Genomic DNA, 15,463 nt, shown 5'->3' with positions numbered 1-15,463 from the left:
GCCCCGTGGCGTCAGGGGCGGCGCACCTCGTAGAGGAAGCAGCCGTACTCCACGGCCCGCACATGGACGAGGGCCACCTCGGGGTCGGCGAACGCCTCGGCGAAGGCCTCCTCGAACTCCGCGGGGTCCGCCACGAGCCGCCCGCCGACGATGCGGCCGTCCGCGGAGTAGCGGCGCACCGTGCGGTGGGCGTTCGTGAACGGCAGGCCGCCGTCCGGCCCCGCGCACTCCTCGGCATGGACGAAGACGGGCCCCTGCTCGTCGTACGCCCCCGGATCGGCCCCCGACTCGGCGGCCCACCGCCGCAGCGGCGCGTAGGAGACGAGCACGATCCGCTCCCCCGGCTCGCTGCGGCGCAGACAGCAGCGCAGTGGGGCGCCCCCCTCGTCGTCCACCAGGGGGACACGGCGGCGGCCCGCGTCGTCGGTGTCGCGGAGCTCCTTCAGGACGGCCTGCGGAACGGCCTGTGCGGTGTACGTGGTCATGTGTCCAGGCTCCCGCCCGCCGGGGGCCCGCACCGGCGGGAAACGGACATCGCATTCGGTGCAGGTCCCGTGGAAGGATGGCGCAACCCACACATAACGAGGAGATGACCGCGTGCCTGGCACAAACCTGACCCGCGAAGAGGCGCAGCAGCGCGCGAAGCTGCTCACCGTTGACTCGTACGAGGTCGATCTCGACCTCTCCGGCGCGCAGGAGGGCGGCACCTACAGGTCCGTGACCACGGTGCGCTTCGACTCCGCCGAGACCGGCGCGGAGTCCTTCATCGACCTGGTGGCCCCGACCGTCCACGAGGTCACCCTGAACGGGGACGCGCTCGACCCGGCCGAGGTCTTCGCCGACTCGCGGATCGCGCTGTCGAACCTGCTGGAGGGCCGCAACGTGCTCCGCGTGGTCGCCGACTGCGCGTACACGAACACCGGCGAGGGTCTGCACCGGTTCGTCGACCCGGTCGACGAGCAGGCCTACCTGTACACCCAGTTCGAGGTCCCGGACGCCCGTCGCGTGTTCGCCTCCTTCGAGCAGCCCGACCTGAAGGCCACCTTCCAGTTCACCGTGAAGGCGCCCTCGGGCTGGACCGTCATCTCCAACTCGCCGACGCCGGAGCCCAAGGACGACGTCTGGGCGTTCGAGCCGACGCCGCGGATCTCGACGTACATCACCGCGCTGATCGTGGGCCCGTACCACTCGGTGCACAGCGTGTACGAGAAGGACGGGCAGTCCGTCCCGCTCGGCATCTACTGCCGTCCCTCGCTCGCCGAGTTCCTCGACTCGGACGCGATCTTCGAGGTCACCCGGCAGGGCTTCGACTGGTTCCAGGAGAAGTTCGACTACGCGTACCCGTTCAAGAAGTACGACCAGCTGTTCGTGCCCGAGTTCAACGCGGGCGCGATGGAGAACGCCGGTGCCGTGACCATCCGGGACCAGTACGTCTTCCGGTCCAAGGTGACGGACGCCGCGTACGAGGTGCGTGCCGAGACCATCCTGCACGAGCTGGCCCACATGTGGTTCGGCGACCTCGTGACCATGGAGTGGTGGAACGACCTCTGGCTGAACGAGTCCTTCGCCACGTACACCTCCATCGCCTGTCAGGCGTACGCGCCGGGCAGCCGCTGGCCGCACTCGTGGACCACGTTCGCCAACTCCATGAAGACGTGGGCGTACCGGCAGGACCAGCTCCCGTCGACCCACCCGATCATGGCCGAGATCCGCGACCTGGACGACGTCCTCGTCAACTTCGACGGCATCACCTACGCCAAGGGCGCCAGCGTCCTGAAGCAGCTCGTCGCGTACGTCGGCATGGACGAGTTCTTCCGCGGCGTGCAGTCCTACTTCAAGGCGCACGCGTTCGGCAACACGCGCCTGTCCGACCTGCTGGGCGCCCTGGAGGAGACCTCCGGACGCGACCTGAAGACCTGGTCGCAGAAGTGGCTCCAGACCGCGGGCATCAACATCCTGCGCCCGGAGATCGAGACGGACGCGGACGGCGTCATCACGTCCTTCGCGATCCGTCAGGAGGCCCCGGCGCTGCCCGCCGGCGCCAAGGGCGAGCCGACGCTGCGCCCGCACCGCATCGCGGTGGGCCTGTACGACCTGGACGCGAGCAGCGGCAAGCTGGTGCGCGGCGACCGCGTCGAGCTGGACGTCGACGGCGAACTGACCGCAGTGCCGCAGCTCGTCGGCACGGCCCGCCCGGCCGTCGTCCTGCTCAACGACGACGACCTGTCGTACGCCAAGGTGCGTCTGGACGACGCCTCGCTGGCCTTCGTCACCGAGCACCTCGGCGACTTCGAGGCCTCCCTGCCGCGCGCCCTGTGCTGGGCGTCCGCCTGGGACATGACGCGTGACGCGGAGCTCGCGACCCGCGACTATCTGTCCCTGGTGCTGTCCGGCATCGGCAAGGAGTCCGACATCGGCGTGGTGCAGTCCCTGCACCGCCAGGTGAAGCTGGCGATCGAGCTGTACGCCGACCCGTCGGCCCGCGAGACCCTGCTGACCCGCTGGACCGACGCGACGCTCGCCCACCTGCGCGCGGCCGAGCCTGGCGGCGACCACCAGCTGGCCTGGGCGCGTGCCTTCGCGGCGACCGCCCGCACGCCGGAGCAGCTGGACCTCCTGGAGGCGCTGCTCGAGGGCCGCGAGACCATCGAGGGTCTCGCCGTCGACACCGAGCTGCGCTGGGCGTTCGTGGAGCGGCTGGCGGCCGTCGGGCGCTTCGACGAGGCGGAGATCGCCGCGGAGTACGAGCGCGACAGGACGGCGGCCGGCGAGCGGCACGCGGCCACGGCCCGTGCGGCCCGTCCCACCGAGGAGGCCAAGGCGGAGGCGTGGGCCTCGGTCGTCGAGTCGGACAAGCTCCCGAACGCCGTGCAGGAGGCGGTCATCGCGGGCTTCGTGCAGACCGACCAGCGTGAGCTGCTGGCGCCCTACACGGACCGGTTCTTCGCCGTGGTCAAGGACGTCTGGGACGCCCGGTCGCACGAGATGGCGCAGCAGATCGCCGTCGGTCTCTACCCGTCCGTGCAGGTCTTCGAGGACACCCTCGCCAAGACGGACGCGTGGCTGGCCGCCGCCGAGCCCAACGCGGCCCTGCGGCGCCTGGTCTCGGAGTCCCGCTCGGGCGTCGAGCGGGCCCTGAAGGCGCAGCGGGCCGACGCGCAGGCGGCGACCGCCTAGCAACAGGCGACGGCGGGCGGGTGACCGGGCCGGTCACCCGCCCGCCGCGCACACCAGACGGGCCGTGTCGAGCATGGTCCGCACATGCAGTCCGGTCTGCGCGGACACCGGCACCCACCGCAGGTCGTACGACTTCTGCAGTTCCTGGCACCACTCGCGCACGAGGTCCCCGAGGACGGCGGCCGTGTCGGGCCGGGTGCGGGCGAGGGCCCGGCGCATCATGGCCGCCGCGCGCAGCGGGATGCGGCGCGCGGAGATCCCGAGGGTCGCGAAGTGCCCCTGGTGGGCGCTCGGTTCCTCCGCGGCCCAGCTCCGCACGATCGACGGTGCCACCTCGACGAGTTCGCGTGCCGCGTCGTAGAGCGGCATCAGGTCGTCGGGGACGTCGGCGGCCGTCCGGTCGCCGAGCGCCTCCGCGAGTTCCCGGGTGTGTCCCAGCAGGACGTCGCCGACGCGCGCGATCTCCCGATCCGGGGCGCCGGCGGGGCGTGCGTCGCTCATCGCCGGCACGCACCAGGCGGGGGTCTCGACCAGGACGGTGAGGGTGCCGTACCGGCGGGGGTAGAGCCAGGTGCTCTCGGCGACGAACCCGCTCGGGTCCCGTTCGCCGCCGCCGCGGTCGTCGGGCAGCAGCAGGACGCCGGGCGCGTCCAGCCGCCAGTCGGGGCCGTCGCAGGGGTGCCGGTCGAGGGGGATCCGCAGGCGGGCGGCCGTCCCCCTGAAGGCGTCGGCCGCGCCGGGCACCTCCCGTGTCGCCATCATGAAGGCCGCGCCGACCTCGATGCCGTGCAGCGTGAACTGTGCGACGGGCCGCAGTTCGTCGAGCAGCCGCACGAGCGCCCTCGACTCCGGGAGCGGTGCGCGGGGCTCGTCGGGCGCGGGCAGCGACTCCGGCTGGCGGGCGAACGCCGGCCGGTAGAAGGCGCGATGGCACTCCTCCAGGGAGGGTTGCGGCTCCTCGGGTGTCCAGCCGTGCGCGAGCCGTGCGCCGTCCGGATCGAGGCAGAGCAGGAAGTGCCAGGTGCAGCCGAGGCGTTCGAGCATCTCGGGCCGGTGGGCGAACAGCGTGGCGAGGCGGAGCACGGAGGTGCCGCCCACCGGTTCGTTGGCGTGCGCGCCGGCGACGGTGAGGATCTGCCGGTCCCCGTGCCCGGCGGACAGCAGCCACAGCGGGTGCCCGGAGCGGCTCTCGCCGGCCGGGCGCAGCCGCAGCACCCGCGGTGCCGCGGCGACCAGCGCGCGGGCCCGCCGCTCCAGTTCGTCGACGGCCGGGTAGACCGGATGGAGCGGTGTCCGCACGCTGGTCCTCCGATCAGGCGCCCTGGGAGTTACTGTCCCCAGTGGTCTCCTTCTTGTCCAGCGGGCGAATCACGATCTTGGTAGGCATGCAGACTCCTCTCCGTTCACGACCTCGGGTGTGCTGAAGGGTGTTGTCCGAGCGACGGGGGCACTCAGCCGCCGTTGCCTCCGCTGCTGTCGCCCGTGGTCTCCTTCTTGTCCAGCGGGCGGATCACGATCTTGGTGGGCACGTCAACTCCTCACCTCTGTTGTGGGGTTGAGCTCTCCGACGTCATGGTCGACCACTCTTGTCAAGGCTCGACTCGTGGGACCAGAGTGTCAAGGCATGTGCCTGTAAACGGGAGGGATCCTGGTGACAGTGACGGTCGAAGCACTCCGGCTGCCCCGCATCAAGCCCGAGCACCGCGCCTATCGCACGGTCGACGGCAATGTCCGCATCGGCAGCGTCATTCACGGCATCGGCGCGGAGATCGCCGATCCGCAGGGCTGGGTCTGGACGCTGGTCGAGGCGATGGACGGGACACGCGGGCCGGGCGCGGTGGTCGACGAGGTGGTGCGGGCGCACCCGGACCTCCCCGGCGAGGACGCCCGCCAGGCGATGGCGGACCTGCTCGCCGCCGGGTTCGTGGACGACGCGGGCGCGGCCGTGCCGCTGCCCGAGCGGGAACGGGTCCGCTACAGCCGCGGGGTGCCGCTGCTGCGCTGGATGGACCTGGCCCCGCGCGGCAACCCGTGGGACGCCCAACTGCGGCTGCGCCGGGCGCGTGTGCTGCTGATCGGCGTCGGCGGCACGGGCGGTCACGCCGCGCAGAGTCTGGTCGCCTCCGGCGTCGGACGGGTGCACTGCGTGGACCCGGACGTCGTGGAGCTCTCGAACCTCAATCGCCAGCCCCTGTTCCGCGAGTCCGACATCGGCCGCCCCAAGGTGGAGGCGGCGGTCGCCGCACTGCGGGCCGTCAACTCGGACGTCACCGTGACCGGGGAGCGCCGCGAGGTCCGGGGGCCGGAGGATCTGGCGGACCTCGTGGCCGGCCCCCGGGACGAGGACTCCGACAGCCTGGACCCGCACCTCGTTGCCGCCCCCGGGGACCCGGGCCGCGGCGGCCTCGCCCCGCACTCCGGGTCCGGCGCCCCGGACCTCGACGGCCTGTCCCCGCACTTCGCGACAGCTCCCGGGGACTTGGACCCCGGCGGCCTGGCCCAGCACTCCATGTCCGGCGCCCGGGACCCTGACCCGTCCGGACCCGCCGCGGGGCCACCGGACGACGCCCGCCTGCCGGACCCGTCCGCCGCGGTGCCGGGCGGCGGGCCTCGCTCGTCCGCCTACGACCTGCTCGTCCTCGCCGCCGACCGGCCCGACGACATCCGCCGCTGGGCGAACCGGGTCTGTCTGGCCGCAGGCCTGCCGTGGGCCGACGCCGGATACCGCGGCCCACTGGTGACGGCGGGCGTGTACGTGCCCGGCCGGGGCGCCTGCTGGGAGTGCCTGCGCGCCGGTGAGGCGGCCCGCCGCGATCTGCGCCTCGCGCCCGGCCAGGACCCGGAGGTCGCCTCCCCGCGCATGCCGTGGAACCCCGCGAGCGCCGTCACCGCCGGACTCTCCGGGGGCCTGCTCGCGCATGCCGCCCTCGCCCTGCTGACCGGGGTCCCGGCCCTCGAACCCGGCTTCCGCTTCGGGATCAACCTGATGCTGCCGGGCGACCCGGTCCTCCAGCGCACCCCACGGCACCTCGACTGCGCGGCCTGCGGCGACCGGGCGGGCGGGGTGGCCGAGTGACCCACGTCCGCCTGCACGCGCTGGACTCCCGTCCCGACGGCGAGGAATGGATCGTCGGGCGGATGGCCACGGGCCGGTTCGTCGCCCTGCCCGAGGTCGGCAAGCAGGCGCTGGACCTGCTCGCGCAGGGGCTGAGCGCCGCCGAGGTCGGGGAACGGCTGCGGGTGGAGACCGGCGACGAGATCGACGTACCGGACTTCGTGGAGGCGCTGCTGGGGCTGGGGTTCGTCGCCGAGGTGGACGGCCGGGCCGTGCCGCAGCCCGCCCCGCCGAAGCCGACGCTCGCCGGGATACGGCCGCGGCATGTGCGCTGGGCGCTGAGCCCCGTCGTGCCCGCCCTCGTCGGCCTGCTGATCGCGGTGACCCTGCTCGCCCGCCCGCCGGTCCCGCTGAGCTACCGGACCCTGCTGTGGAGCCCGCACGGCAGCGCGGTCATCGCGCTCGGCGCGGGCGTGGGCTGGAGTCTGCTGTTCCTGCACGAGTGCGCGCATCTGATGACCGCGCGCGCCACCGGCGTTCCGGGCCGGATGCGGCTGGGCACGCGGCTCCAGTTCCTGGTCGTGCAGACGGACATCAGCGGTATCGAACTCGCCCCGCGCCGCCACCGGCTGACCGCGTACCTCGCCGGGATCGCGACCAATCTGACCGTGTCCTGCCTCGCCGCGCTCGGCGCGGGCGCCGCCGACGGAACGGCCCGGCGGATCCTCGCCGCCGTCGCCCTGCTCGCCCTGCTGCCGCTCCCCTTCCAGTTGATGGTCTTCATGCGCACGGACCTGTACTTCGTGCTCCAGGACGTGACGCGCTGCCGCGACCTGTACGGGGACGGGGTGGCGTACACGAAGTACGCGGCACGGCGGCTGCTGCGCCGCACCGGGGAGTCCGACCCCAGTCTCGGGCTCCCGCGGCACGAGCGGCGGGCCGTGCGCGCGTACAGCGTGGTGCTCGTCGTCGGCACCACGCTGTGTCTCGCGTTCCTCGCGACCGTCACCCTGCCCGCGGACATCACGCTGTTCGCGCGTGCGGTGACCCGGCTGGGCCCGGGGGAGCCGGTGGCGCGGAACCTCGACGCCGCGGCGGTCGTCGTCGCCCTGGGCGGCATCCATCTGCTGTGGGCCCGCACCTGGTGGCGCGGGCGCCGCGAGCGCAGGATCAGCCGGGGAACATCCCCCCGGTGACGTTGACGAACGTGCCGGTGATGCCGCCTGCGTGGTCGGAGGCGAGGAAGGCGGCGGTGGCGGCGATCTCGGGGAGCGTCGGGTTGCGGCGGGTCATCCGCATGCCCGCCAGGTGGGCCAGCAGCCCCTGGACGGCGTTCTCGTCGAGGCCCATGCCGCTGTCGACCGCGGCGAGCTTCTCCTTGGTCAGCGTCTCGGGCACACCGGCCGCCCACAGGCCCACGGCGCGCAGTCCGCGCGGTCCGAGCTCCACCGCCAGGTTCCGGACCAGCGTGTCGATCGCCGCGTCCGCGGGCCCGGTGCCGCCCATCATCGGACTGCCGTGCGCGGAACCGCTGTTGAGGGTGAGGATCACACCGGAGCCGCGCTCGGCCATGTGCCGGGCCGCGGCGCGGGCGGTGACGAAGTTGGCGCGGATGCCGGTCACGACGGGCGCCACGAAGTCGTCGACGGGCATGTCGAGGAGGGACATGCCCTGCACGTCGCCGCGCGTGACCAGGTTGAAGGAGACGTCGATTCCGCCGCCGGCGGCCACGGACGCCGCGTGCGCCTCGACCGCCGCCTCGTCCAGGGCGTCCAGCACCGCCGTCCCCGCCCGGCCGCCGGCCGCCGCGATGTCCTCGGCCACCGCGTCGAGTGTGGCCGCCGTCCGCCCCACCAGGTGCACGCGGGCGCCCTCGCGGGCGAAGGTGCGGGCGACGGCGCCGCCGATGCTTCCGCCCGCGCCGTAGACGATCGCGGTCTTGTCGGTGAGCAGCATGATGATCTCCTGGAGGCAGGTCGCACGAACCGTTCGTACGGGTCGGTCATGGAGACGTACGAACCTCCGGTCACTCATCGGTCGCGGGTCGTGCCCCCGGCCCTCACCGGTCGGCGGGGAGCTGCAACGGCAGGCCGAACGCCGGGAAGAGGTGCGGTTCGAAGGAGGTGATCTCCACGATGCGGTCGCCCTCGATGCGCAGCACGTCGAGGACCTGCGCCCGGTACACGGTGGTCCCGGGGCGCCTGACGTAACCCCCGGCCGCGAGCTGCCCGTTGGCCCGTGCGGGGAGATGGCGCCAGTCCCCGAGGAACATCGGCGAGGCCGGATCGAGGCTCGGGCGCAGGAACTCGGTGAGCGCCTCGCGGCCGACGAACCAGAAGGGGTTCGGCGGCATGGTGAGCGTGATGTCCTCGCTGAGCAGGGTGGCGATCTCGTCGAGGTCGAGGCGTTCCGCGGCGGCCATGTAGCGCCGCAGGACCTCGCGTTCACGGGCGTCCGCCTCGGCGGTCCAGTCGGCGCGGCGACGCGGCAGGTGGTCGCGCAGCGTGGGCCGGGCGCGTTGCAGGGCGCTGTTGACGGAGGCCACCGTCATCTCCAGTGCCTCGGCGGTCTCCGCGGCGGCGAGGCCCAGCACGTCACGCAGGACGAGGACGGCGCGCTGGCGGGGCGGCAGGTGCTGGACGGCGGCGAGGAAGACGAGTTCCAGGGTCTCCCGGGAGACGGCACGGGCGTCCGGCTGCTCCTCCGCGGAGGGCAGGTCCTCGTCGGGGTACGGCTGGAGCCAGGTGACGCGGGCGGGCGGCTCTGCGTCCCCGTGGTTCATGCCGGGCAGCGGTTCGTAGCGCTGCGGGCGGCGTGCGGTGCGCCGCTGGAAGTCGAGACAGGCGTTGGTCGCGATCCGGTACAGCCAGGTCCGCGGGCTCGCCCGGCCGGCGAAACCGTCCCGCGCCCGCCAGGCCCGCAGGAACGTCTCCTGCACGAGGTCCTCCGCGTCGTCGTACGAGCCCGACATCCGGTAGCAGTGCACACGCAGCTCACGGCGGTACGACTCGACCAGGGCGGCGAAGTCTCCCTCCGCGAGGGGGATTTCGCCGTGTCCGGCCTGCGCGGAGGCGGGGCCCGCCGCGACCGTTCCGCCGTGCCCGGACTCCGGGGCGCCGGTCACCGTGCCGCCGGGGTCCGCCGCGGCCGTCCGCACGGCCGGGGATTCCGTAACGGCGCCCCCCGTTACGGAATCCGGCCGGGTTTCGGGGGCCTCGCCGGCCTTGTGATCCTCGCGGGCGTCCCGGTCCCGGTGCGCGGTGTCCCGTGCGACGCGGGCGACGCGTCGCAGCCGGCCCACGGACGAGGACAGTGCCGTCACACCGGAGTAGAAGACCGACGGCGGCTGCGGGACCAGCGCGTCGACCTGCCGGGCCACCTCGTCGATCAGTCCGCGCACGGTGTCCACGGGCTCGGTCCGCCGGTCCCGGTAGGCCTTCTGACGGCAGGCGGCGGAGCAGTACAGCGAGCTCCTGCCCTTGCGCCCCGACCGGCCGGGCAGGGACTTCCCGCAGCTGCGGCACACGGCGTCGACGTCCATGAGGCCTCCGGCGATTGCGTCACACAGGGACGACGTGACGCTATACGTCTCCTGGCGTCTCCCGCCCCCGAACGACCGGTACCCCGCCCCGAACGACCGGTACTCGGGACCGCCGGCTACCGGTCCGGCCCCCGGGCCGCCTCCCGCAGCGCTCCCAGCACGAACCCGACCGCGGCCGCCTCCTCCGCGCCGCGGCGCACCGCCGCGACCACGTGCCGATGCGGTCGCTCCCCCGCCGGCTCCCGCATCACCACGCCCTCCCGCCGCGCCGCGGCCATCCGCGGCACAAGCGCCACCCCCATCCCCGCCTCGACCATCGCGAGGATCGCGGTCCACCCGGCCGCGGAGTGACCCTGGTGCGGGCTGAACCCGGCCGCCTCGCACGCGCTCCGCGTGATGTCCGACCACGGGCCGCTCCCGCCGAAGATCCACGACTCGGCGGCGAAGTCGGCGAGCCGCACGTCCGGCGCGGTGGCGAGCGGATGGCCGTGCGGCAGCGCCAGGTCGAGCGGGTCGGCGAGCAGCGGCACCCGGGTGAAGCGGGCGTCGGTCGCCGTCGGGGCCTGCGCGGCCAGGGACAGCGCGACGTTCACCGCCCCGGCGCCGAGCAGCTCGTACGCCTCCGCCGCCTCGGCCTCCCGCACCTGCACGGCGATCCCGGGCCGCGCCGACCGCAGCGCCCGTACGGCGGGGACGACGAGCGCGGGCACGGCGGTGGAGAAGGCCCCGACCCGCACCTGCCCCACCTCGCCGTGCGCGTACGCGGACAACTCGGCGTCGGCGCGCTCCAGTTGCTCGAAGACGGCCTCGGCGTGCCGCAGTACGAGTTCCGCCGCGTCGGTCAGCCGCACCCGTCTGCCCTGCGCCTCCAGAAGGGGCACACCGAGCTGCTTCGCGAGGTTGGTCAGCTGCTGCGAGACGGCCGAGGGGGTCATCAGCAGGGCCCGGGCGGTCGCGGTGACGGTTCCGCGCTCGCGCAGCGTCCGCAGGATCTCCAGCTTCCTGATGTCCCACTTGTCGTAATCGGCCATGGCGGCAACCTGTCCCGGGAGTTCAGCGGGCCCGGGAGGCGGTACCCAGGACGACTCCGCCCAGGATCACTGCCATGCACAGCAGTTGCTCGGCCGTGGTGCGTTCACCGAGGAGCGCGTAGGACAGGACGGTCACGCAGACCGGCTGGAGATAGTAGACCGTTCCGGCGCGGGCCGCGCCGATGAGTGAGATCGCCTTGTTCCAGGTGAAGAAGGCGACCGCGGAGGAGGCGACCCCGACGTAGAGGAGCGGGCCGACCGTCCCGGGGGCCGGGGTGAAGGCCCCTTGGACGACCACGCTCAGCACGAACACCGGCAGCAGCATCGCCGTGCCCAGCGTGAAGGTGGTGAACAGGAAGACGGGACCGCCGAGTTCGGCGGGCCCGCGGCGCAGCAGCGCGCTGTACGAGGCGAAGCACGTCGCCGCCGCGATCATCCAGAGGTCGCCCTCCGTGAAGTCCGTCGACGCCGCGGGGCCACCGCCGACCAGGAGGAGGACGCCCGCGCAGGCGATCAGCATGCCGGCGACCCGGCGCGCGCCGAGGCGTGCGCCGCCGAGCCGTTCGTACACCGCCATCAGGACTGGCGACGCGGCCATGATCATGCCCATGGTGCCGGCGGACGTGGACACGCCCGCCTGGTTGACCAGGGTGTTGTAGACGGTGACGCCGAGGAGCGCGGCGAGCAGCAGGTGACCGAGGTGTCCGCGGATCAGGGGCCGTTGCCGCCAGGTCTCCCGTGCCGCGAAGGGGGCGACCACCGCGAGCGCGACGACCCAGCGCCAGAACGCCTGCTGGACGGGCGGCACGCTGTCGTGCAGGGCGCGCGACGCGACGAAGCTGCCGGACCAGACGACGGTGGCGACGGCCGCGAGGGCGAGACCGAGTCCGACCGGGCCCTTCCCCGCGACCGCTCCGGTCCTGCCCGGCCGAGCGGCCGGGGACGGCTGGGCGGCCGGGGACGGCTGGGCGGCCCCGGCCGACTCGACGGACTCGACGGACTCCAACGGGGCGACGGGCTCGGTGGTGTCGGCGAGCCAGGTGCTCTTCTCGGGCTCGGTGCTCTCGACGGACCCGGCGGCCCCTGCGGGCAGGCCCTGCGTTCTCGTCCGGTCCAGGACTGTCACGTGTATCCCTCGCCTCTCCGGTGGTCGGGTGGGTCGCCCGGCTACCGTCGCAAAGCGGAAACCGTCACGTCCATCGAATCTTTTCGAGCATTTTCTTCAGCAGAACTGAAAGATCCGGAGCCGGAGACGGTCCTGACCGCCACCGGGCGGGGCCGGAGCTGACCGAGGACGGTCGCCCCGAACGCGAGCCCCATGCCCGCCAGTTGCACCGGAGTCAGCTCCTGCCCCAGCGCCGCCCAGCCGATCACCGCCGCGGTCAGCGGCGAGAGCGGACCGAGGAAGGTGACCTGGGTGGCGGAGAGCCGCCCGATGCCGCGGAACCAGAGCCAGTAGGCGAGGGCCGTGTTCGCCAGCGCCAGGTACAGATAGCCGCCGACCGCGCGGCCGTCCAGCGCGGGCGGCGCACCCTCGACCGCGAGTGCGAGCGGCGCGATCAGCAGTCCGCCGGCCGTCAACTGCCAGGCGGTGAGCGCCAGCGGTCCGACCCCGTCGGGGCGCCCCCAGCGCTTGGTGAGGACGGTGCCCGTGGACATCGACGCGGTCGAGGCGAGCGCGGCGAGCACACCCACCGCGTCGAGGGCCCCGGCGGCCTTCAGCACGACCAGGCTGACCCCGAGGGCCGCGGCGACACCGGTGAGGAGCGTGCGGAGGGTCGGCCGGTCGCCGAGCAGCAGCACCGAGAGCCCCGCGACGAACAGCGGGCCCACGGAGCCGACCACCGCGGCCATGCCGCCGGGCAGCCGGTACGCGGACAGGAACAGCAACGGGAAGAAGGCACCGATGTTCAGGGCGCCCAGCACCGCCGCCTTGCCCCACCAGATGCCGCGCGGCAGCACCCGCGCGAGGGCCAGGAGGAGCAATCCTGCGGGCAGGGCGCGCATCACCGCCGTGAACAGGGGGCGGTCGGCCGGCAGCAGCTCGGTCGTGACGGCGTACGTGCTGCCCCAGGACACGGGGGCGAGCGCGGTGAGCGCTATGAGAGTGGGGCGGTTCATGGCCATGGGACACCCGATTTCCAGTAGACCGGCGAGAACTGGGCCAGGAGAAGCACATCGACCGCGAGCGGCTCGACACTAAGTAGCTTAGTCGCAAGCTACTTATCGTCAAGCCGCTTTTCACTGATCTACTCAGTGTCCATCCACTCTCTTGTGAGCTACTTTCTTGCGACCGATCCGGCCTCGGCGGATACTCACCCGCATGAACACCCCCAAGGACCCCGTCGAGAACTCCGTCGACGACTCCGCCCAGGCCTCCACGGGCCCGGTCGAGGACCCGACCGAGGACCTGACCGAGGACCCGACCGAGGTCCCGGCCGAGGTCCCGGCCGACAAGGACGCCGTCGACGCGATCATCGAGCAGTGGGCCGCCGTGCGGCCGGACCTCGACACCACCGCGATGGAGGTCTTCGGGCGGATCTTCCGGCTCTCGCGGGCGATGGGCGACCGGATGGAGAAGGCCTACACGCCTTTCGGGATCTCCCGGGGCGAGTTCGACGTGCTCGCCACGCTCCGCCGCTCCGACACCCCGTACACGCTCTCCCCCCGGCAGCTCTCGGCGACGCTCATGCTCACCACCGGCGGGATGACCGGACGCCTGGACAAGCTGGAGCGCGCCGGACTGCTGCGCCGGTCACCCGATCCGCACGACCGGCGCGGACTCCAGGTCACGCTCACCGACGAGGGACTGCGCCTGATCGACGAGGCCGTCGGGGCGGGACTCGCCGTCCAGACCGACGCGCTCGCCGGCCTCGACGAGGCCCGGGCCGCCCAACTCGCCGACCTGCTGCGCCGTCTGCTGACCAGCACTGCCGTCTAGGCGGTCGTCCGGCGCGCCCAGCGCGGTGGTGAGCGCCGCCTCGACCGCCGCCGCGTCCGGGGACTCCGCGGCCCAGGCCACGTATCCGTCGGGCCGCACCAGCACCGTCGTGCTCCTGCCGTCCGCCCACCGCTCCACCGCGAGGCGGTCCGCGCGGCCTTGCGCGGTGAGGGGCCGCGGGGCGATCAGGACGAACCGGCCGCCGCGCAGCGCCTCGTAGAGCCGGCCGCTCCTCAGCGCGAGGTCCGGGACGCGCCGGCCGACCAGCGGGTGGGAGCCGTGCGGCGCCCCGTACGCGTACCCGATGCCCGTGATCCGGCCGAGCGCCCTGCGCCGGGCCGGGCCGACATGGCTCAGGAACGCGCCGAGCCCGGTGCGCAGCGCCAGCGTCCAGGGGTACTTGGCCATCGCGAGCCGCACGATGCCGCCGCTGCTGCGCAGCACGGCCCGGCCGACCGGGTGGCGCTCCGCCTGGTAGGTGTCCAGCAGGGCCGCGTCCACGTGTCCGCCGAGGACGGCGGCCAGCTTCCAGCCGAGGTTCGCCGCGTCCTGGAGCCCGGTGTTCATGCCCTGGCCGCCGGCCGGGGTGTGCACGTGCGCGGCGTCACCGGCGAGGAGGACACGGCCCACCCGGTAGGCGGGCGCCTGGCGTTCGTCGCTGTGGAAGCGGGACATCCAGCGGGCGTCCCGCATGCCGTAGTCGCGGCCGAGGGCGAGCCGGGTGATCTCCTTGACCTCGTCGAGATCGAGCGGCTCGTCGTCGCGGACGTCCCGGCCGCGATGCCAGCCGATCACCCGGTGGTAGCCGTCGCCGAAGGGAGCGAGGAAGGCGAAGGCGTCGCCGACCGCGGCGGCGGTCAGTACCGACTCAGGTTCCTCGTCGAGCCGGACGTCCGCGAGCACCACGGACCGGATCACCGACTTGCCGGGGAACGGCAGCCCGACCGCCGTCCGCACCACGCTGCGCATCCCGTCGGCCCCGACGACGTACGCCGCCGTCAGCTCCGCGGCCGCGCCGTCCGGACGGCGGACCGTCAGCGTCACGCCGTCCGCGTCCTGACTCAGACCGGTCACCTCGGTCTCGTACAGGAACCGCACCCCGGCGTCCTCCGCCCTGCGCACCAGCACCTTCTCCACCTCGTACTGCGGGATCACGAGCAGGTGGTTGAAGCGGGAGGGGAGGGTGTCCAGCGAGAGGGAGAACGCGCCGAAGAGCTGGAGACGGTCGAGCCGCCGGCCCTTGCGCTCCAGGTCGTCGGCGAGGCCGCGGGCGTCGAGCTGCTCCAGCGTGCGGGCGTGCACGACGAAGGCCCGGGAGAGGTTGCTGATCCTGTGCGGCCGCTTCTCGACGACGGTGACGGGAACGCCGGCGGTGGCGAGGTCACCGGCGAGCAGCAGCCCGGTGGGGCCGGAGCCGACGACGAGGACACCGCGAGGGTCGGCGGTGGGGCGCGCCGCCGCGCGGCGAGGGGCGCCGGCGTCCCCGGCGATGGCGTCCCCGGCGATGGCGTCCCCGGCGGTGGCGCGGGGCTCGGCGGGCCGGTCGTCATGCGTGTGGCGCATGAACTGTGCGTTCCGAGTGTGGTCCTTCATGGTGACCTCCGATGCCAACACCTGTCGGCCAACGGTGGTGGGCCAACCGTGGTTGACCCGCAGCGCCTGTCGACCGATCCGCACTCCCTGGCTTGCCAACGCTTGTTGGCCAACGCTCGTTTGCC

The 15,463-nt window shown here is 73.4% G+C and carries 11 protein-coding genes and 1 pseudogene; 4 read left to right on the top strand and 8 right to left on the bottom strand.

Annotated features, from left to right (window positions below):
- Positions 1-11: 11 nt before the first annotated feature.
- Positions 12-485 carry a DUF1203 domain-containing protein gene (locus ABEB03_RS04705; RefSeq protein ID WP_345641570.1) on the bottom strand — a complete coding sequence of 158 codons (474 nt, stop codon included), beginning with the start codon at positions 483-485 and terminating at the stop codon, positions 12-14.
- Between the two features lie 112 nt (positions 486-597).
- Here ABEB03_RS04705 and pepN point away from each other — a divergent pair, with 112 nt between their 5' ends.
- The gene (pepN, locus tag ABEB03_RS04700; protein WP_345641567.1) at positions 598-3,177 is read left to right on the top strand and encodes an aminopeptidase N; all 2,580 of its coding nucleotides are present in this window, start codon (positions 598-600) and stop codon (positions 3,175-3,177) included.
- Positions 3,178-3,210: 33 nt separating this feature from the next.
- Here the strand turns inward: pepN and ABEB03_RS04695 are convergent, their stop codons facing one another.
- Positions 3,211-4,476 carry a M14 family zinc carboxypeptidase gene (locus ABEB03_RS04695; protein ID WP_345641564.1) on the bottom strand — a complete coding sequence of 422 codons (1,266 nt, stop codon included), beginning with the start codon at positions 4,474-4,476 and terminating at the stop codon, positions 3,211-3,213.
- A 358-nt stretch (positions 4,477-4,834) separates the two neighbouring features.
- Between ABEB03_RS04695 and ABEB03_RS04690 the strand changes: the two genes are divergently transcribed.
- Both ABEB03_RS04690 and ABEB03_RS04685 read left to right on the top strand, forming a co-directional pair.
- Positions 4,835-6,253 (top strand): ThiF family adenylyltransferase, encoded by a 1,419-nt coding sequence (locus tag ABEB03_RS04690; RefSeq protein ID WP_345641561.1) that lies wholly within the window; start codon positions 4,835-4,837, stop codon positions 6,251-6,253.
- Positions 6,250-7,428, top strand: coding sequence for a hypothetical protein (locus ABEB03_RS04685; protein ID WP_345641558.1), 1,179 nt, complete (start codon positions 6,250-6,252; stop codon positions 7,426-7,428). The genes ABEB03_RS04690 and ABEB03_RS04685 overlap by 4 nt, the downstream gene beginning before the upstream one ends.
- Here ABEB03_RS04685 and ABEB03_RS04680 read toward each other — a convergent pair.
- The 5 genes from ABEB03_RS04680 to ABEB03_RS04660 all read right to left on the bottom strand — a co-directional run bounded on the left by ABEB03_RS04680 (position 7,403) and on the right by ABEB03_RS04660 (position 12,931).
- On the bottom strand, positions 7,403-8,188 hold the full coding sequence (locus ABEB03_RS04680; protein WP_345641555.1) for an SDR family NAD(P)-dependent oxidoreductase: 786 nt from the start codon (positions 8,186-8,188) through the stop codon (positions 7,403-7,405). The two genes, ABEB03_RS04685 and ABEB03_RS04680, sit on opposite strands and share 26 nt — an antisense overlap.
- A gap of 103 nt (positions 8,189-8,291) precedes the next feature.
- On the bottom strand, positions 8,292-9,773 hold the full coding sequence (locus tag ABEB03_RS04675) for a sigma-70 family RNA polymerase sigma factor (protein ID WP_345641552.1): 1,482 nt from the start codon (positions 9,771-9,773) through the stop codon (positions 8,292-8,294).
- Positions 9,774-9,889: 116 nt separating this feature from the next.
- Positions 9,890-10,804, bottom strand: coding sequence for a LysR substrate-binding domain-containing protein (locus ABEB03_RS04670; protein ID WP_345641549.1), 915 nt, complete (start codon positions 10,802-10,804; stop codon positions 9,890-9,892).
- Between the two features lie 22 nt (positions 10,805-10,826).
- Positions 10,827-11,810 (bottom strand): DMT family transporter, encoded by a 984-nt coding sequence (locus tag ABEB03_RS04665; protein WP_425589199.1) that lies wholly within the window; start codon positions 11,808-11,810, stop codon positions 10,827-10,829.
- 161 nt (positions 11,811-11,971) lie between these two features.
- Positions 11,972-12,931: an EamA family transporter gene (locus tag ABEB03_RS04660; protein WP_345641543.1), complete on the bottom strand. Its 960-nt coding sequence runs from the start codon at positions 12,929-12,931 to the stop codon at positions 11,972-11,974.
- A 196-nt stretch (positions 12,932-13,127) separates the two neighbouring features.
- Here ABEB03_RS04660 and ABEB03_RS04655 point away from each other — a divergent pair, with 196 nt between their 5' ends.
- Complete coding sequence (locus ABEB03_RS04655) at positions 13,128-13,745, top strand: MarR family winged helix-turn-helix transcriptional regulator (RefSeq protein ID WP_345641540.1); 618 nt, start codon at positions 13,128-13,130, stop codon at positions 13,743-13,745.
- A gap of 15 nt (positions 13,746-13,760) precedes the next feature.
- Here the strand turns inward: ABEB03_RS04655 and ABEB03_RS04650 are convergent.
- Positions 13,761-15,338: pseudogene (locus tag ABEB03_RS04650) on the bottom strand (FAD-dependent monooxygenase); the annotation flags it as partial.
- Positions 15,339-15,463 lie beyond the last annotated feature (125 nt).

The organism is Streptomyces siamensis (assembly GCF_039543605.1).
GTDB lineage: Bacteria > Actinomycetota > Actinomycetes > Streptomycetales > Streptomycetaceae > Streptomyces > Streptomyces siamensis.
Note: the sequence above shows the minus strand (reverse complement) of the source record. Positions and strands in the feature narration are given on the sequence as shown.

Bases quoted from the DNA above. Each gene is read 5' to 3' on its own strand.
- ABEB03_RS04705 (WP_345641570.1), bottom strand. From the start codon at position 485: ATGACCACGTACACCGCACAGGCCGTTCCGCAGGCCGTCCTGAAGGAG.
- ABEB03_RS04680 (WP_345641555.1), bottom strand. From the start codon at position 8,188: ATGCTGCTCACCGACAAGACCGCGATCGTCTACGGCGCGGGCGGAAGC.
- ABEB03_RS04675 (WP_345641552.1), bottom strand. From the start codon at position 9,773: ATGGACGTCGACGCCGTGTGCCGCAGCTGCGGGAAGTCCCTGCCCGGC.
- ABEB03_RS04670 (WP_345641549.1), bottom strand. From the start codon at position 10,804: ATGGCCGATTACGACAAGTGGGACATCAGGAAGCTGGAGATCCTGCGG.
- ABEB03_RS04660 (WP_345641543.1), bottom strand. From the start codon at position 12,931: ATGGCCATGAACCGCCCCACTCTCATAGCGCTCACCGCGCTCGCCCCC.
- ABEB03_RS04655 (WP_345641540.1), top strand. From the start codon at position 13,128: ATGAACACCCCCAAGGACCCCGTCGAGAACTCCGTCGACGACTCCGCC.